The following is a 23,771-nucleotide window of genomic DNA, read 5'->3' on the forward strand; positions in this document are numbered from 1 at the left end:
TATCCGACTGTGCCCAGCCGGATATTTTTTATATAAATGTAACTAAGTGTCCGCTTAAAGGAAACGAAGTCTGGCATTATGATTTATAAGGCCGGTTTGAGTGATCTGTACGGTACGCATCGCTTATTGTTTGTACGTTGCAATAAACTGCTCCATTTGTGCAAGAGAAAAAGAGCTGAGGTTCTGCGCAGGAGTCAGTCCTCCTTTCTGTGCAGTCAGCACGCCATACTTCACCAGGTCCATGCCGTCAATGCTGTGTGCATCAGGGTTGATGGATAATAATACTCCTTTTGACAATGCATATTCGATCCAGGTCCAGTCCAGATCCAGGCGACGCGGATGTGCATTGATCTCCAGCACGACCTTATGTTCCGCACAGGCATCGATGAGGGTTTTATGATCGACAGGATATCCGTTGCGCGACAGCAACAGGCGACCAGTCGGGTGACCCAGAATGCGTGTGGCAGGGTTTTGAATAGCCGTCAGCAGACGATGCATGGCTTTCTCTTCTGTCATCTTCAAATTGCTGTGTACCGATCCGATGACCAGGTCAAAGGTGCTCAGCACCTCATCAGTATAATCCAGTTGTCCGTCATTCAGGATGTCGGCTTCTATGCTTTTGAAAATTTTAAATGGTGCCAGCTGTGCGTTCAGTTTATCGATCTCTTCATGCTGTAAGCGGATGCGTTCAGGTGTCAGCCCGTTCGCATAAAATGCAGCCTGAGAGTGATCACTGATCACCAGGTATTCAAAACCTTTTGCTTTTGCAGCCTCTGCCATCTGCTTCAGCGAATGTTGTCCGTCGCTATAGGTAGAGTGACTGTGGATGATGCCTTTAATATCGGAAGGCATGATCAACTCCGGCAGGTTATTTGCTGCAGCCTGTGTTAGTACGGCTGCGTTATTTCTCATGGCTGGATGTACATAAGCTAGTTTATTGGCCGTAAAAATATCCTGCTCGCTACTGATGTTTTCCGGCAGCTGGTATTGTGTGGCAAAAGCCTCCAGGAATTCCGGCTCCCCACTTCCGGCAAACAATTGTTTATAAAATACAGTTGCATCCGTTACCAGTGCAAAAGTAATATGTGGCAATCCGGCAAGTACGATTACGAGGCTTTCTGTATCCTTTACTTCCGCAAGCTCGTACTCCATTCCTATAAATGCCGTCAGGATCTGTTCGCGGTTGAGCGTGGTCACCATATCCAGTTGCGACAGTGTCGGCATCTGGCGGCGAAATGCACCTGCCGGACTGATCAGTGCATCGGGATATGACTGCTGCAAACGGTCTGTGATCTGAGCCAGTACAGCATCCGCTGCGGCATACAGGCAGAAACCAGAATTGGAACGCATAAATGCAATGCTGTCCAGTATGGCCTGCTGCGTTTTGGCGCCAAATCCTTTAATAGTCGTAAGCCTGTTTTCCTGGCAGGCATACTCCAGCTCGCCAATGCTTTCCAGGCCCAGTTCTTTCCATAAAAGGCTGATCTTTTTAGGTCCGATTCCTTTTATAGATAACATATCTATTACTCCGGGAGGAGTCTTCTGTACATAATCTTCCAGGATGCCCAGCTTGCCTGTAGTATCCAGTTCATGAATTTTTGCCGCCAGTGATGCGCCTATAGCGGGTAAGGCCTTAAGGGCATCGGTAGACAAACCGGAAAGCTGCTCCGGTAATTTCTCTACGCGAAATGCCGCTGAGGCATATGATTTTGCTTTGAAGCTATCTTCGTTATGGATATCCATGAGCTTGGCCAGCAGCTCAAAATGGTCGGCAATTTCATGATTTGTCATAGCACAAATATATTGTGAAAATGCCAATCAGACATAAGCATTAATATCTGCCTGACTCCGGGAATACCTGTTAAGCTTTGACTTGTTTAGGAAAACATTAGCTTAACCAATCATTTACAAATTATCATTATACGTTATATTTGAAACAACTTACCCATTTACCTCTAAAAAATATGCTATGAACTTAAGATCTATTGTACTCCTTTCTGCCATTGCAATAGGGAGTACACAATGCAAAAAAGGAAATGGAGGCGGTACTGAGCAACCGGGTAATGACACGGTAAGCCGTTTTGCGCCTGTTGAAACCGCTCCTCCAAATACCAATTACCCTTCAGCATTTGAGGGTCAGACCCGCATTTACGGGATCAAAACCTTTACCCCGCTTAAGGTTGAGGTACTCACATCCTCACTCAGCAATCCCTGGGGCATAGAAGTATTGCCGGACGGGCGTTTCCTCATTACGCAGAAAGCGGGCACACTAGCCATTGTCAGTGCTACGGGTACTATTGAAAACACCATACCGGTGAGCCCTGCCGTAGCTAATGCCGGACAGGGCGGTCTGCTGGATGTGGCGCTGGATCCGAACTTCAGCCAGAACCGGATGATATACTGGTCATTTTCCCAACCGGTAAGTGGCGGCAACCTCACGGCCATTGCCAAAGGTAAACTGGCTACGGACTGGAACAGTATCGAGAATGCATCTGTCATCTTCCAGGCTACTCCTTCTTATAACGGTAGCTTACACTTTGGAGGCCGTATGCTTTTCGACAACCAGGGCAATCTGTTGCTGGGTACCGGTGAGCGTTCTGATCTGGTAACCCGCCCGCAGGCTCAGGAGCTGAATAGTCACCTGGGTAAGATCCTCCGGATCAAAACAGATGGTACTCCGGCTACGGGTAATCCTTTCCTGAATACCAATGGTGCTATGAAAGCAATTTATTCCTACGGTCACCGCAATGTGCAGGGACTGGCTATAGACAGGGTTAATAATGTTTTGTGGGCCGCAGAATTTGGCCCTTTGGGTGGCGATGAAGTGAATATTGTGGAGGCAGGCAAAAACTACGGATGGCCGGTGATCACTTATGGAAAAGAGTACAGCGGTGCTACGATAGGCAGCGGCATCACACAGCAGAATGGAATGGAACAACCTCGCTATTACTGGGACCCTGTGGTATCACCCAGTGGTATGATCTTCTATACATCCAGCCAGATCCCGGAATGGCAGAATAACCTGCTGATTGGTGCTTTAAGCGGTACACACATTGTGCGCCTGAGAATCCTGAATAATAAGATTGCGGGTGAAGAACGCCTGCTGCAAAGTGAAGGTCAGCGTTTCCGAGATCTGGCCCAGGATAATATGGGTAATGTATATGCGATAACTGATCAGGGCAGGCTGTATAAGATCTCTAAATTATAAACTGAGTATCCTCTTAAAGGAACCAAAGACCTAAAATATTTCTTAGGTTTCCATTTATGGTTATTTGGTACCTTTTGTTCCCAGACAAAAGGACGAATAAAAGAGTTGACTACATGCGGATAGTCAGTAGATAACAAAGACATAAAAACAACTGAATAGAACAGGCCGGTGATGACACCGGCCTGTATAATTTTATAAACGAATCTTTAAATCCATTTCCTGCTTCATGGTCAGCAGGGCTTCTGCATTGCCCCGGGCATCATCTACCGGATTATGGGTATGCCTGGTGCGCCGAAGGTGTTTAAAATTCTGAAACATATCTTTCTGCATCCCTTTATAAAGGCTGCCCAGGTTTTGAGAACTGAAGCCAAAGGGATTTTTACCGGTAAAATGGTTGAAATACCAGCAGATAAACATCCAGTCAAAACCGTTATTATCACTGATGAAAATCGGTTGAAATACCAGCAGATAAACATCCAGTCAAAACCGTTATTATCACTGATGAAAATCGGTTGCCCCTTTACATTTTTGCTGAGCCACTGTGCAAATGCATGCATCACCTCCGCCGGATCGGCAAAGGTTTCCGTCTCGGCTCTGCTGAACCCGGACACTGCCAGCGCTTCTGGAATAAATTGTTCTGATATGGGTTTTAGCTGTCCGTAAAAGGTCTTGTCTAAAGGCTCTTCTACCAATACGGCACCAAAACAGATCATGGAGTAATCTCCGGGAATAGGGCCATCACTTTCTATATCGACCATTACATAGGGCATAATCTCATCATTTTGCGGATCACCAAATATACGATCAAACACATTTTGATTATTCCATATTTAAAATTTGTCTTCTCTAAACTCAAACAATTTGTAATAACTTCGCGGCATGGAAAATCATGTTAGGGTTCGTTTCGCCCCAAGTCCGACCGGTGGCTTGCATTTAGGTGGCGTACGCACTGTTTTATTCAACTATCTTTTTGCTAAAAAACATAAAGGCACTTTTGTACTGCGTGTCGAAGATACCGACCAGACCCGTTTTGTTGAGGGTGCGGAACAATACATCTTTGATTGCCTGAACTGGGCTGGCTTGAATCCTGATGAGAGCCCGCTGAATCCGGGTGCTTATGCGCCTTACCGCCAGAGTGAGCGCAAACCGATGTACCGTCAGTATGCCGAGCAACTGATCGCACAGGGTAATGCATATTACGCATTTGATACTCCGGAAGAATTGGAGCAGATGCGCGAACAATATAAAACTACTGAGAATCCTTCTCCTCAATACGACCACCGTACCCGCGGACAGATGCGCAACTCGCTGAACCTGTCTCCTGCGGAAGTACAGGAACTGATTGATGCTGGAACACCATATGTAATCCGCATTAAAATGCCGGAAAACGAAACGGTACAATTTACCGATCTGATCCGTGGCAGCATCAGCAATGAAACGCAACTGGTAGATGATAAGGTATTGCTGAAAAGCGATGGTATGCCTACTTATCACCTGGCTGTGGTAGTGGATGATTACCTGATGAAAATTACACATGCCTTCCGCGGAGAAGAATGGCTGCCAAGTGCTCCTATTCATATCCTGCTGTGGAAATACCTGGGCTGGGAAAATGAAATGCCGCAATGGGCGCACTTACCGCTGATCCTGAAACCGGATGGCAATGGTAAACTGAGCAAGCGTGATGGTGAGCGTCTGGGCTTCCCGGTATTTGCCATGGAATGGAAAGATCCCAAGACGGGCGATGTGGTTGAGGGCTTTAAAGAAAAAGGTTTCTTACCGGAAGCGTTTATCAACATCCTGGCGATGCTGGGCTGGAATGCAGGTATGGAGCAGGAAATCTTCAGCCTGGAAGAATTATGCGATTTATTCTCTCTGGAAAGGGTACATAAAGGTGGTGCTAAATTTGACTATGAAAAAGCCAAATGGTACAACCAGCAACATATTCAGCGTGCAGACAATGCTCGTCTGGCACAACTGAGCAAGCCTTATTTTGAGGCAAAAGGCATTACTGTTGCAGACGATCAGAAACTGGAGCAAGCGGTGGCTATGGTAAAAGAACGTTGTCATCTGCTGAGCGATTTTGCAGAGCAGGCTTCTTTCTTATTCGCGGCACCGGTTACGCATGATCTGGATGCGGTGAAACCTAAATGGACTGCTGAAAAATCTGCTTTCTTCACCAAATGGATGGATGGCCTGGCACAACTGGATGAGCCAGCTGCTATGGAAGCTGCCTTCGGCGCGCTGGCTGCTGAGGCAGGGCTGAAAAAAGGTGAACTGATGATGCCACTACGCATTATGCTGGTGGGTGGTAAATTCGGACCGGGTGTATTTGATATCATACATTTCATTGGACTGGAAGAGACCAAAGCCCGTGTACAGCATGTGCTGGCAGCACTTGCATAAAGCAATCAAGATATATAAAAAATGATCTCCGGGAATAGTATTCCCGGAGATCATTTTTTATATACCCCATACAATGTTAGAAGCGGTATTGCAAACCAATGTTTACATTCAGTACCTGTATGGCTGTTGTAGCTTTTTCGACAAAATAATCAGATGCAAAATCTGAAGAATTATTATATGTCTTGTTGGAAAATGTGATTCCGTTATTGATCAGATCCTGCCACTTCATCTCTCTTTCTACAGCCCCCACTTTGCCATTTCTGCCCAATGCCTGGTAATAATCTGCTCTCAGATTAATACCCAGCTTGGGTGTAAAGCGATAAGTGATTCCTGCACCGATGCCCGGCATCAGTGCAAAACGGGTAGACCCTTCGTAATTATAAGCAGTAGCAGATACGATTACACCCTCGTATTTATTTGCATTAAAAGGATTCTTGGCCCATACTGCCTGGTAATAATCCGGGTTGCTAACATTCACAAAACCTAACCTCAGTCGTACATCCGCACTCCAGTGTTCATTTTCCAGCACTTTATATACTGGTCCGATGAATAAGCCGAACTGACGAAATGCAGGATTCGGTTTCTGATACAATTCAGTATATCCGTTTTTAATATTAAAAGAATAAGCTCCGTTATCTACGATGGTATCTTTACTATGCTGCTGGTAACCCAGGCCTAAACTCAATCCCAGGCGATTATTGGCCATGAAATAATAATTACCGTCCAGCCCGATATTGAAACCTGTATTCGCTTTTCCGGTCGTACCGGCATAATCTCCCATTGGCAAACTCGCACCAGCACCAAGGTTCAATTCAAAAGCACCCGGAGCACGTTTAAGACTCACTGCCTCTTCCGCTTGCTGTGCCGAAGCCATAGTTCCGTTTAATAATGCGGTCAGTGCTACCAACAATAATCTGCTCATATGTTTATTTTTGTGGGCCAAAGTTACTGCTTTCCTAAAACAAAAGCGGTCCGCTGATTAAACGGACCGCTTTGCTATGATCGTATATTTTAATACTTCAATACTTTAATTTCTGTTCTCCTGTTTTGCTCATGCTCTTCTTCGGTACAGTTCGTACCATCGGCACAGTTATTTACCAGACGGTTTTCTCCATAACCTTTTGCCACCAGGCGTTTACGGGCTATGCCTTTAGACACCAGGTAGTTTACTGCAGCCTCCGCACGCTGTTGTGACAGGGTCTGGTTATACTGGCGGTCGCCACGGCTGTCGGTATGAGAGGATAACTCTATCGTCATGCGTGGATTAGCTTTCATAACACGTACAATATTATTCAATACTATAGCGGCATCCGGACGGATGGCAGAAGCATCGAAATCGTAGAAAATATTTTTCACCACAAATGCTTCGCCTTCTTTCAGATCACATACACCCAGCTTAAGGGTTACATACAATGTCTTACTACGATCCAGTCCTTTAGTGGTCACCAGTTCTGTCTGGGAAAATTTACCGCGCTCGCTGGCTACAATATTATAATCTTTCTTAGGGTCCAGCTGAAAATTAAAGCGACCTTCTTTATCAGATATCTGTGTGAGCATAGCACCATTATCGCCCTGTGTCAGGTTGACTTCTATACCTGAAATTTTATGTCCGGTTTTACAGTCAATGGTTTCGCCCACCAGGGTGAAACGTTCATCATCATGAAACAGTTCTTTGTATACATTATTGCCTTTAAACTCTGTCTGGGCAATCTGGGCGCTGGTTGTAGCCACTCCGTTCTTATCACCCCCAACGGTATAATCTTTAGCAGCCAGTTTGGTATTGATCATCCCGTTGGCATCGGTAATACCTGTATATACGACACCTCCGGCGTCTTTGATCTGTACTTTTACGCCGCCTAATGCCAGACCTGTTTTCTTATCTTTTACCATCACAATGGTTTCTACAGCACCTTTGCTCTGGTTCCCGCCGCTGTTATCATGACTGCGCTTACTACTGTTGCCAAAGCGCAATTGCAGCCCCAGGCTTATATTCATGTTGGTGATCGGTGTAGTACTACTGGTGGTCTCTTTACGAAAATACTGATCTACATTATTTACGTAATTACGCGAGCCTTCCGGTTCTTCCCAGAATTTAATGCTACCATCCAATACCTGTGCAGTCTGCTCATGTTGGGTGACGGTGAACTTACCTGCCTTGCCAAAACTACTCAGGTAATCGGCCTGCAATACAATACCCAGGTTGCTGTTTATATTATAGACCAGTCTAGCCCCGGCCAGTCCCATAAGGGCTAGCGGTTTATCGGAACTGTTGTCGGTATACACCGGTGTGATCAGGTGCTCATACTGTGCGGTGAAGGGGTTCATTGCATAAAGGTCCTGCTGGTATTGAGGGTATTGCTGCATCAGCGCACCTACCCTTGCAAAGACATTCAGGTCAAATGCTCCGAAACGGGTTCTGTACACGGGGCCGAGGCTCAGCGCTATATGCTGGAAGGCATTGCCCTTTTGTGTAAAGGTGGTATATCCATCCTGGAAAGTGTAGATATAACTGCCTGCAGCATTTGAATCGGTGTTAAATGCTTTCAGTTTATGCTGCTGATAGCGTGCATCGATGCCGATACCCCAGTTACTATTATTAAAGAAGTAATCCAGTGCCAGACCGCCGTTGATTCCGTTCTTAGCCTTTCCCGGTGCCCCACTGTAAGTGCCGGTCGGCATGCTTAAGCCTCCGAATAAGGTAATCTGAAATGGCTTTTGTTCCATTCCTGTTGCAGGAACCGGAACGGTCTCCTGAGCTACTACCGAGCCGGTTAGGCCAAGGGCAATCATAGTAGTGAGTATCGCTTGTTTCATAAATCCCTTTTAGTATTTAAAAAATAGTTCACAATTTAGTAAAACGCTGTTTACGATCCATCAGGAATATTGCGTTTTAACATCTTATGTTGTTAACGGCATAACAATAATTCATCAAAATATAATATTGCTCTAAACCATTTGGCGTTAAATTTGCTAGACAACACCGAAATAAAAAAGTATATGACTCGTAAGAAACCCGGTAACATTATCAGGGATATCAGCTGGATGTCCTTTAATGCCCGCGTAATGCAGGAGGCTAAAGATCCTAGTGTACCTCTTTTTGACCGCCTCAAATTCCTTGGAATATTTTCAAATAATCTCGATGAATTTTTTCGTGTCAGGGTCGCATCGCTGAGAAGAATGTCTTTGTTAGGAAAAGCCGCGAAAGCTGCAATGGAAGAGAATCCGGACAAAATCATGGATAAGATCATGGCTGTGGTGCTGGAGCAGAACAAGGACTTTGACAAAGCTTTTGCTGTAATCATTTCTGAACTGGAAAAGAACAACATTCACCTGAAAACGGAAAAGCAGCTTAGCAAAGAGCAGCAACAGTTTGTAAGGGATTATTATAACGATCATGTGCGTACGCAGATCGTCCCGCTGATGATTGAGAGCATACCGCAGATGCCTTTGCTGAAAGATAAAAGTATATACCTGGCCTGTATGCTGGGTAGTACTCAAAACCCGATGATGCATCGTTACTCATTGATTGAGATGCCTTCGGAACTGCCCCGCTTTGTGGTATTACCTTCTAAGAAGGAAGAGAAGGATATTATCCTGCTCGAAGATATCATCCGTGCTAACCTGCCTCAGTTATTCTCTGCATTCGGTTTTGACCAGTTTGTCGGGTATATCATTAAGGTAACACGCGATGCTGAATTTGATTTTGATGTAGACGAAAATACGGATCTGATCACTAACCTGGAAAAGGGACTTAAAGGCCGCAAAAAAGGTAAGGCGACCCGATTTGTTTATGATAAGTCTATCGATAAAATATTACTGGAATACCTGGTCAAGCGACTGAACCTTAAAAAGGAAAACCTGGTACCGGGCGGGCGTATTCATAACTTCAAAGACTTTATGAACTTCCCCTCTTCTGTATTCAGCAACCTGGCTCCAAAAAGGGAACCTTTGCTGCACCCGGAATTAGTACAACCGATACGCATTATGGAGGTGCTGAATAAGAAGGATGTAATGCTGCATTTCCCCTACCATTCTTTTGATCCGCTGATCGATCTGCTGCGCGAAGCGGCGATTGATCCTAATGTAGAAAGTATTAAAATAACCTGCTACCGGCTGGCCAAAAAATCGCAGATTGCCAATGCACTGCTGAATGCTGCCCGTAATGGTAAAAAGGTAACTGCAGTACTGGAATTGCGTGCCCGCTTTGATGAAGAGGCTAACCTGAAGTGGAGAGAGAAACTGGAAGAAGAAGGAGTGAATGTGATATTGGGTATTCCTAATATGAAGGTACATGCCAAGTTATGCCTGATCCGTAAAAAGGAGTTCAGCAAGACGAAACAATATGGCTTTATCAGTACGGGTAACTTCAATGAGATCACTGCAAACTTTTACGGTGACCACTGTCTCATGACTTCTAACCGTACAATTCTTGCGGATGTAAATCGTGTATTTACCTACCTGGAGCAGCCGCAAAAACTCAGCACCTTAAAAGCCTGCAAAACCTTACCGGTATCGCCTCTGACGATGCGCAGCACTTTTATAGACCTGATTGATAAGGAGATCAAAAACCATAAGAGCAAAAAGAAATCGGGCATTATGATTAAGCTCAACAGCCTGGTGGATAAACCGCTGATTGAGAAAATTGAAGAAGCGGCACAAGCTGGTGTAAAAGTGGATATGGTGATCCGTGGTATCTGCTGCCTGCATACTGAAGATAAATCGTATAAAGCGCCTATTAATGCGATCAGTATTGTAGATGAATACCTGGAACATGCACGTGTATTTGTTTTTGAGAATGCAGGTGACCCTAAGGTATATATCTCTTCTGCTGACTGGATGGTCCGCAACCTGGACCATCGTGCAGAGGTGGCCTGCCCTATCCTGGATAAACAGATCAAACAGGATCTGATCAATGTATTGCATTTGCAGCTTGCAGAGAACGATAAGGCACGGATACTGGACAATCACCAACGAAACGAATATGTACCCCGTAAAGAGGGTGAAAGAGTAATCCGATCTCAGTACGAAATTTATAATTACTGGAAGCAGAAAGCCTTAGCGGCAGGTCAGCAAAAAGAAAAATAATATGTACTTTCGTCAGGTATTTCTAAAACACCATTCTATTGATTTTAGCTGCTATCGATATTGGATCTAATGCTGCGCGACTACTGATCAGCGACGTACTGCCTTACAAAGACGGCACTGTAGACTATACTAAACTAAACTTACTCCGTATACCGCTACGCCTGGGTTTTGATGTTTTTGAAACCGGGGTAATACCGGAAGAGAAGGCCAAAATGGTGATCGACACCATGAAGATCTACCAGCAACTGATGGACCTGTATAAGGTCGAGCATTATCGTGCCTGTGCCACTTCTGCCATGCGCGATGCGCGTAACGGAACGGAAATCATACAACAGGTAAAGGCAGAGACGGGTATTGATATCGAAATCATCTCCGGCTCTGAAGAGGCTAATGTAATTTATGAAACCCATATTGCAGAAAACATTGACAGCCAGGATGCCTTCCTGTACATTGATGTAGGTGGTGGCAGCACAGAGCTGACGATGTTTCACCAGGGCAATATTGTTTTTAAAGAATCATTTAATATCGGAACCATACGCCTGCTGAATGGTCTGGTAACAGATGCTCAGATGGATCACTTCAAATGGTTCGTCAAGACACATACCAGGGAGATCAATAATATCAAGGCAATTGGTAGTGGTGGCAATATCAACAAAGTATTCTCTCTATCCAAGACAAAAGAGGAACGTCCGCTTAAACTGGAGTTGCTCAGGGATTATTACAAAGAATTATCTTCGGCTACCATCGAGGAGCGGATGCACTTATACAATATCCGACGCGACCGTGCCGATGTAATTGTACCGGCATTGCAGATTTATACCTGTGTTATGAGATGGGCCGGCGCGCAGGAGATTTATGTACCGAAAATCGGTCTGGCAGATGGCCTGATCCGTATGTTGTACAATAAGTACAAAACGGACAAGGGGTAATTAAGCCTGAATTATTACATTTAATCCCTTATTTTTGTAACAACCAAGAATTGCTTTTCCATGCAGGACAATACTATATTACAGCTCACTAATGCCAATATTTATCAGGGTAAGACCCAGATTCTGCATGATGTTAATCTTCATATCAACAGGGGTGAATTTGTATACCTTATCGGGAAGACCGGTTCTGGTAAATCCAGCCTGCTAAAGACCTTATATGGTGAATTGCCACTTGTAGAGGGAGAAGGTGTTGTGGTGGGCTCTGATCTGCGTAAAATGGACTGGAAAAAAATTCCGTTCCTGCGCCGTAAAATGGGTATAGTATTCCAGGACTTCAAACTGTTGACAGATCGTAATGTATACGAGAACCTGGAGTTTGTACTGAAGGCTACCGGCTGGACGGATCCGAAGCAAATGAAGGCCCGTATCGAAGAGGTACTGGACCTGGTGCACCTGCCGGCAAAAAGCTACAAAAAGACATATGAAATGAGTGGTGGCGAGCAGCAAAGGGTGGATATAGCCCGTGCCCTGCTGAATAACCCTCAACTGATCCTGGCCGATGAACCTACAGGTAACCTGGACCCGGATACTACGGATAAGATCATGCAACTGCTGGTCAGCATTGCTCAGGATATGAATACAGCTATCCTTATGGCGACACATGACTATCGTCTGCTGCAGAAATATCCATCACGTATTGTACGTGTAGAGGATAATTCGGTAAGTGATAATGCTGATATTCCAGAACTCAGATCATAAGCGGGATTCCAATTCCGATCAAATAAATACATAAAAGAAGGGCCGGTAAATATTTACCGGCCCTTCTTTTATGCATTTAATATGTACTTATGCTTTTACAAATGAGATGGCTGCCCAGCCTCTTTCATCCATAAAGCTAACTGCTTTCAATCCATTGGCATTTGCTGATTCCAGGATAATATCAGTATCCTGCTCTTTCAGTATACCACTCAGGATCAGTGTACCATCTGTATTCAGGGAATCACTTAATATCTGCATAGAATCCAGCAGTATATGGCGATTTATGTTGGCCAGGATAATATCATATTGCTTACCCGTAATCAGGCTAATATCGCCCAGGTCTACGGCTACTTTGGTACAATCATTATTCTTCACGTTCTCTACTGCATTTTCGAAAGACCATTCGTCTATATCGATCGCATACACTGAGGCTGCTCCCAGCATTTCGGCCAGGATAGCGAGGATACCGGTGCCGGTGCCATAGTCCAGTATTTGCTTGCCTTTCAGATCCAACGCCTGCATATGCAGCATCATCAGTTTGGTCGTGGCATGGTGTCCTGTACCGAATGACATTTTAGGTGTAATCAGTATCTCATAAGGAATACCCTCTACCTTAGGATGAAATGCGGCCCTTACACTACAGAAGCCAGGCAGTAAAACAGGCTCAAAATTGGACTCCCAGGTGGCATTCCAGTTTTGTTCCGGCTCTTCTTCCACCACATACTGTACATTAGCCAGCGAAGCAATCTCCTGTAATACTGTTTCATCCACGCTATTTTCCGCAGCATAGGCAATCAATTGCTCATCTTCTGCTTCCTCAAAGCCGGTAAAGGCATCCATTGTACTCATCTGAGCAATCAATACAGCTCTCTGCTCATCATTAGCAGTATTGTATCTTATCTTAATGTAATTCATATCTGGAATCAATAATAACTAAAAAATAGGTTTGTCCTTGCAGACAAACCTATTTTTATAAATAGTCTGGTTAATATTATTTGTTTACGCGGCTACCAGGCTGACCTAAAGAAGATTTTTCATCAACTTCCTCTGGTACATTGGTATTGTCAACATTCAGGTTTTTCTCCTGGCTTCCGATCGTACCTGGTTTAGAGCTATCAAAAATGATGCGTTTAGTAGGATCTTCGTCCATGATTTTAAACTCAGTACGGCGGTTCAGTTGCTGACCGGCCAGGTTAGGCTTACCGTTAGTTTCGTTAGGCGCTACCGGCATAGTCTCACCAAAACCTTCTGCTTCTAAACGGCTTCTGTCGATGCCACCTTTATTTACCAAGTAGTTTACAACAGATTCGGCACGTTTTTGAGATAATGTTTTGTTGTATTCATCAGAACCTCTGCTATCTGTATGAGAAGCAACTTTCACGCTCAGAGACGGATTGTCGTTCATCAGGCTGATCAGTTTTTCCAAATCGCTTACAGATTCAGGGCGCAGATCATATTTATTATCATCGTAGAATACGTTATCCATACGGAACCAGCTCAGATCGATCTGGTTTACATAAATCTCAACTTCTACAGTGTTATCATTAGCCTGACGCTCTACTGCTTCTGTATTCACGTTAGCATGAGAAGAAGTGTACTTAGGCTTATCTGCAGTGAAGGTATAAGAGTGTCCTCTTGGAGTATTGAACTCAAAATTACCGTCAACAGAGTTGAATGTATTTAAGTTACCATTCTCATCTACCATTTTCACCACTACTTCACCAACAGGCTTCTGTGTTTTGGCATCGATTACTTTACCTAAAGCTTTTAATTTCGGCTCGAACTGTACTCTGAAGATGTCATCACAACAAGTTGGATTTTTCAGGGCAATAGAACCTACGCGGTTAGATACCACATATCCGTCCGGTTTACCATAACCATCCAGGATGAAGTACATATCATCTGCAGGAGTATTGATCGGATAACCCATGTTTTTCATACCAGAGTAACGGGACGGGCTGTTGCCGGCCATAGTCGCTTCGAATACATCCAGACCACCCATAGTTTCCCATCCGTTAGAAGAGAAGTACAGTTTGTTTGTACGGTTATCGAAGTAAGGAGTCATTTCATCTCCTTTGGTATTGATTTGCTTACCTACGTTTTGCGGACGACGGTATGTTTTCAGACGGGAATCATATACTGAATACCAGATATCATAACCACCACGGCTTTGCAGTTTACGGTCAGAAGTAAAGAACAGGATCTCTTTCTTACCGATTTTTACGATACAAGGATGTGTACTGGAAGAACCTGATTCATTGATACCATTGCCTAACTCCTGCGGAGCGCCCCAACGGTCGTTTTTGAACTCAGCTACGAAGATGCGGCACATCATACCGGTATCACCTTTCTGATCCATACACTTAGTGAAGTAAAAACGATCACCACCTTCTGCCAGAACACCATTACCTACATGGTATTTCGGATCATTGAACTGACCATCCATAAACGGAACAGCCCAGGTGAATGTATCTTTTACATCAGTATACTTATTTTTTTGCGACACCATGAAACGGGATACATAGTCCGAACGTTTCTCTTTGATCTTGTCTACAACGATGTTGGTATTCATCGTACCGAACAACAGTGCTGTGTCGCCCAGAGGGAACGGAGACAGTTCTGTGTTTGCAGAGTTGATATTTGGTCCGAGTTGCGCAACAGTTGCGGCCTCTGGATTGGCAATCGATTTAATACCCAGGTAACAACCTTTGATTTCAGTCTCTGTTTGTTTCAACAGGATCTTAATATCTTTGTTTGGTTTTGGGTTGTCTTTCTTGAATTGTTGAAACGCTCCGATAGCTTCGTTATAGCTACCGTTCATTTTTAACATCAACGCTTGCTTGAAGATCGCTTCAGGATAGATTGCTTTTGCTAAACTGTATGCATAACCATAACTTGCTGCTGCATTGGCATAATCTCTCATTCTCCACTGACTCTCGGCAATCTGGTAGGCCAGGTACGGATTACGGGGCTGTTCCATCTGCAGTTGTTTGTAATACTCTTCTGCATTGTAAAAGCTACCGTCTTTGAATAAGCCATCCGCCCAACGTAATTTCTTTTCGTAGCCTAGCTTTGCAACAGGATCATCCGCTCTTTTGCCGTATTTATCTCTATCTCTTTGTTGTGCTAAAACATCAGTTGGTTGTACACTAGCGAATGCTATTGCCGCAGTCGCTAATAATAGTATTGGTTTGCGTTTCATATTTTATGCAACGTTGAATGTGAAAATTTTTGAAAATTCAAAAATGACGTAATAAATTTTTCTATTCCTGGTTCTTAGAATCGACCACAAGGGTATAACAGTTTGTGGGCAAATTCGATCGGGCTTGGCGCGATATAGCGTACCATTACTTCAAAACCGCCATTGCCGTTGGTTGCATTTTTCAGGTCAGAAGTATTGAAGTCATAACCGGCACCGATACGGAAGCCTTTGAATTCAACACCTACAGTAACCATCGCAGCATCCTGATGACGGTACCAGCCACCAGCATAGATTGCCGGAGCGGTAGGGTAAGTATAATCATCGCCTAATTTGTAATGGAATTCAGAACCTGCTACGATCTCGCTGGCAGCATTCTGAGACTGGAATAATACAGCTGGTCTGATGCTGAAACGATCGCTTACGCCAATGATAGCACCTGCCTGAGCAGTATAACGGATGCCTAAACCGACATCTTTAGTTGATTGTTGTTTCTGGAAAGATTCCAGTGGTTGTGTCAGGTTATTGGCACCAACACCGAGTACATAAGAGAACTTGTCTGAAGCGGCGTGTGACCAGGCTAAACCGGCATTAACGATCCAGCTGCCTACACGGTTATTCAGGTTAGCCCATTCTGCACTTACGCCTGGGTTCCAGTTACCTTCATTAAAGTCTCCTGCAAAATACAGCTTACTGATGTCCAGATTTTTGCTGGAGTAACCACCTTGCAAGCCTACTGTTAAAGCCATTTTACCGTCTCTACCCAGGAACTTGTGATAGGCCAGGGATGCTAAGCCGGAAAAGTTATTCAGGTTACCGTCGCCGGCTCTGTCATTATATAATTGTATACCGCCAGCCAGGTAATCGTCAATAGAGATATCTCTGATTAAAGGCATATCAACAGAAACGGCATATGTTTTGAATGCAGCATTACCTAATGCACTACGCCACTGGTCGCGATAAACCGCAGACACTCTATACTCTCCCTGGAAAGCACCTGTAAACGCCGGGTTAATTGTAAGCGGAGATGCGTTGAATTGCGTAAAGTGCACATCCTGCGCCGTTGCATTTCCTATAGACATTATAGAAGCAGCAAACAGTAACGCACCGGTGATAGTATTTCTACACTTCATATTTTATAAATTGTTAGTCGGGTTAACAAATATTTTAGTTTGAGGAGAAACCAAAAAAGGCTTAAGGCATTAAAAGTCCAAAAAAAAATTTGATTTTCCTTACTTTTTCTTAATTTTTTTTTAATTATTTATTTTTTTCAAAAAAAACACTTAAATCAGCTCCGGGCAATTATTAAGCCATGATTATCACTGCTTATCGCAGTAATGTAACATTGCCTGTTTTATTGACCATTTTGCCGGTTTGTGCATCTCTGAGGCGTATAATGTAAACATATACTCCATTAGGCTGTGGCATACCATTCAACTTGCCATCCCATCCTGAATTGATGTTAGAAGAGGAGAAGATCTTCTGACCCCATCTGTCATAAATTTCAAAGATCTCCATTGCGAAATTGCCTCTGAAGCTTGGTTTGAAGGTGGTATTGTTCGGGTTAAAGGCATTAGGCATATCTGCTACACCTTCTTGTCTCACAATAAAGTCAATAGAATCTGATACAGAACAACCTTCATCAGTAGTTGCTGTATAGAAGTAACGGGTATTTACCAATGGGCTGAACAATGGATTGGACAGGCTTGAATTATTGATACCAGATACCGGGAACCAGTTGAAATGAACGGCATTTGTTGATGGCTCCAGCTGATAGCTTTCTCCGGCCCAGATTACTACAGAATCAGGCAGGCTTACCGCTGCAGCAGGATGCACCGTAATGTTTACAAATTGTGTATCGATACAGCCATACTCGCTGGTGGCCAGCAGGCGGAACTGTGTTGTGGTTATCGGGCTAAAGGTCGGTGTCAGGCTATTCGGATCGCTGACCCAGTTGGTCGGCGTCCAGCTGTATGTATTATCCGGATCCAATGGCTGATTATCAATCGTACTGTACGCACTTACCGGAACGGACTGGTTAGGACAGATACTGGTATCTCCCGGCAGCACATTCAGGAATTCTCCCGGATACACGGTGACCGTCATCGTATCACTACCCACACAACCGGCCGGGGTGGTGGCCATAACAATAATATCTGTGGTGGCATTAGCCTTGAAGATCGGTGCAATACGGTACGGATCATTAAAGTTTGATTCCGGCATCCATTTGTATGTAAAGGCACCTGTATCCTGAGGATTGGTCTCTACAAACATAAACAGACTGTCATAAGTACACATTGAGGTATCGCTACCGATATTCACCCCTATGGTCTGTACATCTACGGTAAAGCTGGCATTAGAAACACGACAGTTCGTATCCAGCGAAGGGATGTTTACATACAGATTATAATTATAGATACCAGGAGCAGGGAAGCTGATGCTGGCAAAATCGATAGTTGGAGCTGTTACACCTAATGTTGGATTCCATACATAACTTAATGGTCCGAAGATGGTATCTGTTTCTACATTTACATCCAGTATTTGTCCAAAACACATTGCAGTATCACCTACATCAATAGTCACATGGATAGAATCCTGAATTACTACGATTGCAGAATCCAGTACTACAGGGTTAGCGCTACAGCTGTACGGAGACAAGAATTTGATCCATACTGTTTTATCGGCTCCGGCAACTGGCAATGGTAATGCTTTTACATATACGTGTCCGGTAGTTGCATTTGCAGGAATAGTTACTGTTCCTGTCAATAACTGATAGTCCACACCATTAACAGCTGTACCGGATAACTGGTACGGGATTGTCAGCGGCAGAGGAGCAGCATTTGGTCTGGAGATGGTTACATCTGCCTGAGGACAACCTCTTACGATAAATGCGGTATCGCTGGTAGTAATATTCATACCGGAAGCACCTGCAGATAAGGCAATAGAGTTAAGGCTTCCTGCTTTCAGGAATACACCAGAGTTTAATGAACCATCAGACACATCCGCTACGGCCAGTTTCAATCTGTATGTATCACATGGAACAACACTCTGTATTGCAGTTAATACCGTAGTCATACCGTCAAATACGATATTTGGATTAGCTGTAGGAGTAAGGTTATCTACATAATATGCGGTAAATGGAGAACCGGTAGCAATAGCATTACACGTAGTAATATTACCGAAAGTACCTGCACCACCGTTTACAGTATTGATCGCAATAGGTACATTGGTTGTACCCGGTACCAGGGCTATGTTACGTTTAGTAGGAATAGAAGGGATGTTAGAAACAATACCAGGTCCGGAGATCAGGAATGCGAAAGCATCGTTGAACTGAGAACAGGCATATTCCGGATACTCTTCTGAACCAAATACATATTGGAATTTAACTGTATCACCAGCCGGAATAAAGTCAAACTGCAGCACGCAGGCATTATTGGTTGTAGCACCATTCATAAGTGCAGAAAGGTCAGCATCACCTCCATTATTAGCAGCAGATGACAGCATTCCATTGGTTGCAATAGCATCTACACCAGTCGTAAATGTAGCAGTATTGGTCTTGGCAGCACCGGTAGTTAGTACGATACCGCTGTCGATACCGAGGTTACTGATACCGGAAAAGGTGCCCGCACCACCAGTACGACAGGTCATGGTAGGATTCAGGGTAATAACCCCTACCCCAACCAGCTTATCGACAAGTTGAGCAGCGGTTACATTGTCTACAATAGTCAATTGCGCTTGGGAGCGGGGCATTGCAAAAAGAATACACAAGCCCAGCAAAAGAACATGTCGGATTTTAGTATAACTCAATTTCATAAATTGACTTTTTTTATATGATGAATAAGGGGTTTTTCGACTACTAAAATATGAAAAATTGTTTAAAGATAGTTAAAACGGGCTAAAATTCAAGTACCGGACAAAAAAACGGTCATGAAAACCATGACCGTTTTAATATTTATTTTTTTAATAATATTTACTTTCCTTGTATTAATCCGAACTGAGCGCTCAGCTCCATCATCTTATCCATAGGCTTCTTAGCCGCCAGGCGTAAAGATTCTTCCATCAATATTTCCGGCATCTCATACTTCAGGCAGAGGTAGAGTTTTTCAAGCGTATTGAGCTTCATATAAGGGCAATCGTTGCAGGCACAATTATTTTCCGGCGGTGCCGCAATCAGGGTTTTATGCGGAGCATTCTTCTGCATCTGGTGCAGGATTCCGGATTCAGTGGCCACAATAAAGGTATCTGCCTCGTCTTTTTCTACGTAAGACAGCAATTGCGATGTAGAACCGATAAAATCTGCAATTTTCAGCAGCGGCTCCTCACATTCCGGGTGGGCGATCAGCTTAGCCTCAGGATGCTGTTCTTTCAGACGGGTAATTTTCTCCAGCGAGAAGATTTCATGTACCATACAGGCCCCGTCCCACAGCAGCATATTGCGGCCGGTAACTTTATTAATATATCCTCCCAGATTCTTGTCCGGAGCAAAAATGATTTTCTGGTCTGCAGGCAGGCTATCTACAATCATCTTGGCATTGGAAGAGGTACAGATGATGTCACTGAGTGCTTTCATACCGGCACTACAGTTAATATAGGTAATCACAATATGATCCGGGTGCTTTGCTTTGAACTGGGCAAACAATTCCGGAGGGCAGCTATCGCTGAGCGAGCAGCCTGCATTAAGATCCGGCAGCACCACTTTCTTACCCGGGTTCAGTATTTTGGCCGTTTCTGCCATAAAGTGTACTCCGGCAAATACGATCATATCTGCATCCGTTTTCGCAGCAGCCTCTGCAAGTGCCAGGCTGTCGCCGATAAAGTCTGCAATATCCTGTATTTCCGACTCCTGATAATAGTGTGCCAGCAGCACCGCATTCTTTTCTTTCTTTAGTCTCTTGATTTCTTCAAACAGGTCCAGGCGGGGATCAATAGGCATATCCAGGTAGCCTTTTGCAGGCACCTGAGCCACCAATTCGTTGTATTTATCTGCAGTTTCCATTTTAATTATATATATCCGTTATTATTCAGATATCTAATTTAGACAATTTAATGACAAAGAACGACCAATTTTTCTTTATGACTTTGTTAATTTAAACCTGTTCTTTGCAGAATACAAAGGTACGACATTCAGATGCCTTGTTTCTTTATTGTTTTTTGTAGATTTGCCCGAATATATAGTTCTGTATCCGATTTTTTACAATACATTTTCCGACATGAAAAAATTGTCTATACTTCTTTTCTCTCTTGCTTCAACAATGGCACAAGCACAACAATTACTGACACCCGAAACCCTATGGAAACTGGGCCGCGTCAGTACACAATCTACTACTCCCGATGGCAGTACGGTCCTGTACACGGTAGCGCATACTGACCTTACTACTGAAAAAAGTAACAAGACGCAGTACCTGCTGAATATGGCCACAGGCGAGAGCAAGCCAACTACGGTACTACAGGGCAAACAGTTTGTACAATGGGACAAAACTGGTCTGTATGCTTTAAATGACGGCTCTTTATTCCTGAGTAAGGATAATGGTGTAACCTGGACCAGGATTCATTCCGGCCTGAAGGATGCGACCAATGTGCGCATCTCTCCAGATGGTAAAACAATTGCCTACAGTAAAATGGTTGCTATTGACAAGATCAAAGGCAACGCTCGTTATAATGATGTACCCAACAGTTCTGCATATGTATTTACAGACCTGGACATCAGACACTGGGATTACTGGAATGATGGTAATTACTCCCATATCTTCATCACCGGCATTAACAGCAGTGAGTCGAAAGATATTATGCAGGATGAGCCCTACTATGCACCACAGGTACCTTTCGGCGGAGCCGAAGATTTTGTGTTCAGCACAGACAGCAAGACACTGATCTATGTATGTAAAAAGGCAAAAGGTAAGGCTTATGCGCAAAGCACCAACACGGATCTGTATGCATATAATATGCAGGATGGCCGTACCGATAACTGGACCAAAGGTATGATGGGTTATGATATGAAACCTTTATTCAGCCCGGACGGAAAGTACGTTGCCTGGACCAGTATGGCACGTGATGGTTTCGAGGCCGATAAAGTGGACCTGTACCTGATGGATCTGGCTACTAAAAAGAAAACAAACCTGACTGCTAGCTGGAACGAAACAGTAGATGGTGATTATATCTGGGGCAATGACAGTCGTACCCTTTATTTCAATGCGGCTTACCGTGGCACCCAGCAACTGTTCTCTGTTAATATTACTACTCCTGGCAAAGTAAAGATGATCACGGATGGTGCGTTTGATGTAGCGGGTGTTGTCGCACAACATAAGAAAGATATACTGGTAAGCAGAACGGATATGAACCATAGTGCAGAACTGTATATGGTGAATACGGCCAATGGTAAAATGAGCCAGGTATCTCATGCCAATGATGAGGTATATGCAGGCACTGCAATGTGTACTTCTGAATTGAAAATGGTCACTACAACTGATGGTAAGCAAATGGGTGTATGGGTTGTATATCCACCAAACTTTGACCGTACCAAAAAATACCCTACCCTGCTGTACTGCCAGGGCGGACCACAATCTGCGTTAACACAGTTCTACAGTGTACGCTGGAACTTTGCGCTGATGGCCGCTAATGGATATATCGTTGTCGCGCCAAACCGCAGAGGTATGCCGGGCTGGGGCACTGAATGGAATGAAGCGATCAGCAAAGACTGGGGCGGACAACCTATGCGCGATTATCTTGCGGCAATTGATGCTGTGGCAAAAGAATCTTATGTAGATAAGAACCGACTGGGTTGTGTAGGTGCAAGCTATGGTGGTTACAGCGTATTTATGCTGGCTGGTATTCATGAAAATCGCTTTAAAACATTTATCGCACATGATGGCCTGTTTGATATGAAGAGCTGGTATGGCACTACTGAGGAGTTATGGTTTGCCAACTGGGACCTGGGTGGTAATTACTGGCAGAAAGATATGCCGAAAGCATACACTCAATATAATCCAAGCAACTATATAGACAAATGGAATACTCCGATCATGGTCATCCAGGGTGGTATTGACTTCCGTGTGCCGATCGAACAAGGGCTGCAGGCATTCCAGGCGGCGCAGTTGAAAGGTATTAAAAGCAAGCTGCTGTATTTGCCGGATGAGAACCACTGGGTATTGCACCCGCATAATGGCCTGGTATGGCAACGTGAATTCTTCTCCTGGTTGAAGGAAACCCTGAAATAAATACAAGAAAACCATTAAATAAAGAATTATGCAATTACATACTATCGATACGGGCTTATTCAAACTGGACGGCGGTGCCATGCATGGTGTAGTACCTAAAAGTTTGTGGAACAAACTGAACCCGGCAGATGAGCATAATCTGTGTAGCTGGGCGATGCGTTGTATGCTGGTTGAGACAGACGGCAGACTGATCCTGATCGATACCGGTATAGGTGACAAACAGGACGAGAAATTTTTCGGGCACTATTACCTGCATGGAAATGCAAGCCTGCTGGGCTCTATCAAAGCGAAAGGCTATAGCCCGGAAGATATTACAGATGTATTCCTGACGCACATGCACTTTGACCATGTAGGAGGTGCTGTAAAAAGAGCGGGTGATCAACTGGTGCCTACGTTTAAAAATGCTACTTACTGGAGCAATGCCAATCACTGGGACTGGGCGGTAAACCCTAATGACCGTGAAAAGGCTTCTTTCCTGAAAGATAATATCCTGCCCCTGCAGGAGAGCGGACAACTTCGATTTTTCGAAGGTGCCGATGGCGATGAGTTCGTTCCCGGTTTTAAAGTAAGACTGGTAAACGGCCATACAGAATCGATGATGCTGCCACAGATTGAATACAAAGGAAAAACAATCCTTTACTGTGCCGATCTGTTACCAAGCATGCATCACCTGCCGTTGCCATGGGTTATGGCTTACGATACCCGCCCCCTGGAAACGTTGAAAGAGAAAAAAATATTGCTTGATGAGGCTGTTGCGAACGACTGGCTGCTGTACTTTGAGCATGATGCAACCAATGAGTTGTGCTCTTTACAACAAACAGACCGCGGGATCCGTTCTGGCACCATAATGACATTAGAAAATATGTAATATACAATTCTGTTTTTTATCAGTATCTTATATTTCACGTCTAAAAAGCTGCTTTTTTCTTATAAAAAGCAGCTTTCTTTTTTTAAACCTTTTTTGTATATTGTCA

General features: G+C 44.1%; 16 protein-coding genes. 7 read left to right on the forward strand and 9 right to left on the reverse strand.

Features of this window, described 5'->3' with window-relative positions:
* Positions 1-123 precede the first annotated feature (123 nt).
* Complete coding sequence (locus EMP01_RS03205) at positions 124-1,791, reverse strand: DNA polymerase/3'-5' exonuclease PolX (protein WP_129020039.1); 1,668 nt, start codon at positions 1,789-1,791, stop codon at positions 124-126.
* Positions 1,792-1,969: 178 nt separating this feature from the next.
* On the opposite strand from EMP01_RS03205, the gene EMP01_RS03210 reads away from it, so the two are divergent.
* On the forward strand, positions 1,970-3,208 hold the full coding sequence (locus tag EMP01_RS03210; RefSeq protein ID WP_129020040.1) for a PQQ-dependent sugar dehydrogenase: 1,239 nt from the start codon (positions 1,970-1,972) through the stop codon (positions 3,206-3,208).
* A gap of 263 nt (positions 3,209-3,471) precedes the next feature.
* Here EMP01_RS03210 and EMP01_RS03215 read toward each other — a convergent pair whose 3' ends face one another.
* The gene (locus EMP01_RS03215; protein ID WP_202615981.1) at positions 3,472-3,978 is read right to left on the reverse strand and encodes a 3'-5' exonuclease family protein; all 507 of its coding nucleotides are present in this window, start codon (positions 3,976-3,978) and stop codon (positions 3,472-3,474) included.
* A gap of 109 nt (positions 3,979-4,087) precedes the next feature.
* On the opposite strand from EMP01_RS03215, the gene gltX reads away from it, so the two are divergent.
* Complete coding sequence (gene gltX / locus EMP01_RS03220; RefSeq protein ID WP_129020041.1) at positions 4,088-5,611, forward strand: glutamate--tRNA ligase; 1,524 nt, start codon at positions 4,088-4,090, stop codon at positions 5,609-5,611.
* 76 nt (positions 5,612-5,687) lie between these two features.
* Here gltX and EMP01_RS03225 read toward each other — a convergent pair whose 3' ends face one another.
* Both EMP01_RS03225 and EMP01_RS03230 read right to left on the reverse strand, forming a co-directional pair.
* On the reverse strand, positions 5,688-6,533 hold the full coding sequence (locus EMP01_RS03225; RefSeq protein ID WP_129020042.1) for an outer membrane beta-barrel protein: 846 nt from the start codon (positions 6,531-6,533) through the stop codon (positions 5,688-5,690).
* Between the two features lie 89 nt (positions 6,534-6,622).
* The gene (locus EMP01_RS03230) at positions 6,623-8,425 is read right to left on the reverse strand and encodes an OmpA family protein (RefSeq protein ID WP_202615982.1); all 1,803 of its coding nucleotides are present in this window, start codon (positions 8,423-8,425) and stop codon (positions 6,623-6,625) included.
* A gap of 183 nt (positions 8,426-8,608) precedes the next feature.
* Between EMP01_RS03230 and ppk1 the strand changes: the two genes are divergently transcribed.
* From ppk1 to EMP01_RS03245, 3 genes are read left to right on the forward strand one after another with little or no spacing between them, the layout of a single operon-like run.
* Positions 8,609-10,696 carry a polyphosphate kinase 1 gene (ppk1, locus tag EMP01_RS03235; protein WP_129020043.1) on the forward strand — a complete coding sequence of 696 codons (2,088 nt, stop codon included), beginning with the start codon at positions 8,609-8,611 and terminating at the stop codon, positions 10,694-10,696.
* Between the two features lie 38 nt (positions 10,697-10,734).
* Positions 10,735-11,625: a Ppx/GppA phosphatase family protein gene (locus EMP01_RS03240; protein ID WP_129020044.1), complete on the forward strand. Its 891-nt coding sequence runs from the start codon at positions 10,735-10,737 to the stop codon at positions 11,623-11,625.
* Positions 11,626-11,685: 60 nt separating this feature from the next.
* Positions 11,686-12,384, forward strand: a complete 699-nt coding sequence (locus EMP01_RS03245) for a cell division ATP-binding protein FtsE (RefSeq protein WP_129020045.1) — start codon at positions 11,686-11,688, stop codon at positions 12,382-12,384.
* 87 nt (positions 12,385-12,471) lie between these two features.
* On the opposite strand, the gene prmA is transcribed toward EMP01_RS03245, so the two are convergent.
* The 5 genes from prmA to nadA all read right to left on the reverse strand — a co-directional run bounded on the left by prmA (position 12,472) and on the right by nadA (position 20,579).
* Positions 12,472-13,299 carry a 50S ribosomal protein L11 methyltransferase gene (gene prmA, locus EMP01_RS03250; protein WP_129020046.1) on the reverse strand — a complete coding sequence of 276 codons (828 nt, stop codon included), beginning with the start codon at positions 13,297-13,299 and terminating at the stop codon, positions 12,472-12,474.
* Between the two features lie 76 nt (positions 13,300-13,375).
* Positions 13,376-15,586, reverse strand: coding sequence for an OmpA family protein (locus EMP01_RS03255; protein ID WP_129020047.1), 2,211 nt, complete (start codon positions 15,584-15,586; stop codon positions 13,376-13,378).
* Positions 15,587-15,660: 74 nt separating this feature from the next.
* Positions 15,661-16,716 (reverse strand): PorP/SprF family type IX secretion system membrane protein, encoded by a 1,056-nt coding sequence (locus EMP01_RS03260; RefSeq protein ID WP_129020048.1) that lies wholly within the window; start codon positions 16,714-16,716, stop codon positions 15,661-15,663.
* 193 nt (positions 16,717-16,909) lie between these two features.
* Entirely contained in the window at positions 16,910-19,333 is a 2,424-nt protein-coding gene (locus EMP01_RS03265) for a choice-of-anchor L domain-containing protein (RefSeq protein WP_161971204.1), read from the reverse strand.
* A gap of 220 nt (positions 19,334-19,553) precedes the next feature.
* The gene (gene nadA, locus EMP01_RS03270; protein ID WP_129020050.1) at positions 19,554-20,579 is read right to left on the reverse strand and encodes a quinolinate synthase NadA; all 1,026 of its coding nucleotides are present in this window, start codon (positions 20,577-20,579) and stop codon (positions 19,554-19,556) included.
* Between the two features lie 214 nt (positions 20,580-20,793).
* On the opposite strand from nadA, the gene EMP01_RS03275 reads away from it, so the two are divergent.
* Both EMP01_RS03275 and EMP01_RS03280 read left to right on the forward strand, forming a co-directional pair.
* The gene (locus tag EMP01_RS03275; RefSeq protein ID WP_129020051.1) at positions 20,794-22,797 is read left to right on the forward strand and encodes a S9 family peptidase; all 2,004 of its coding nucleotides are present in this window, start codon (positions 20,794-20,796) and stop codon (positions 22,795-22,797) included.
* A 28-nt stretch (positions 22,798-22,825) separates the two neighbouring features.
* A complete protein-coding gene (locus tag EMP01_RS03280) occupies positions 22,826-23,665 on the forward strand; it encodes an MBL fold metallo-hydrolase (RefSeq protein WP_129020052.1) in 840 nt (279 codons plus the stop codon).
* The last annotated feature ends 106 nt before the right edge of the window (positions 23,666-23,771 follow it).

This window comes from Edaphocola flava (genome assembly GCF_004118155.1).
Classification (GTDB): Bacteria; Bacteroidota; Bacteroidia; order Chitinophagales; family Chitinophagaceae; genus Edaphocola; species Edaphocola flava.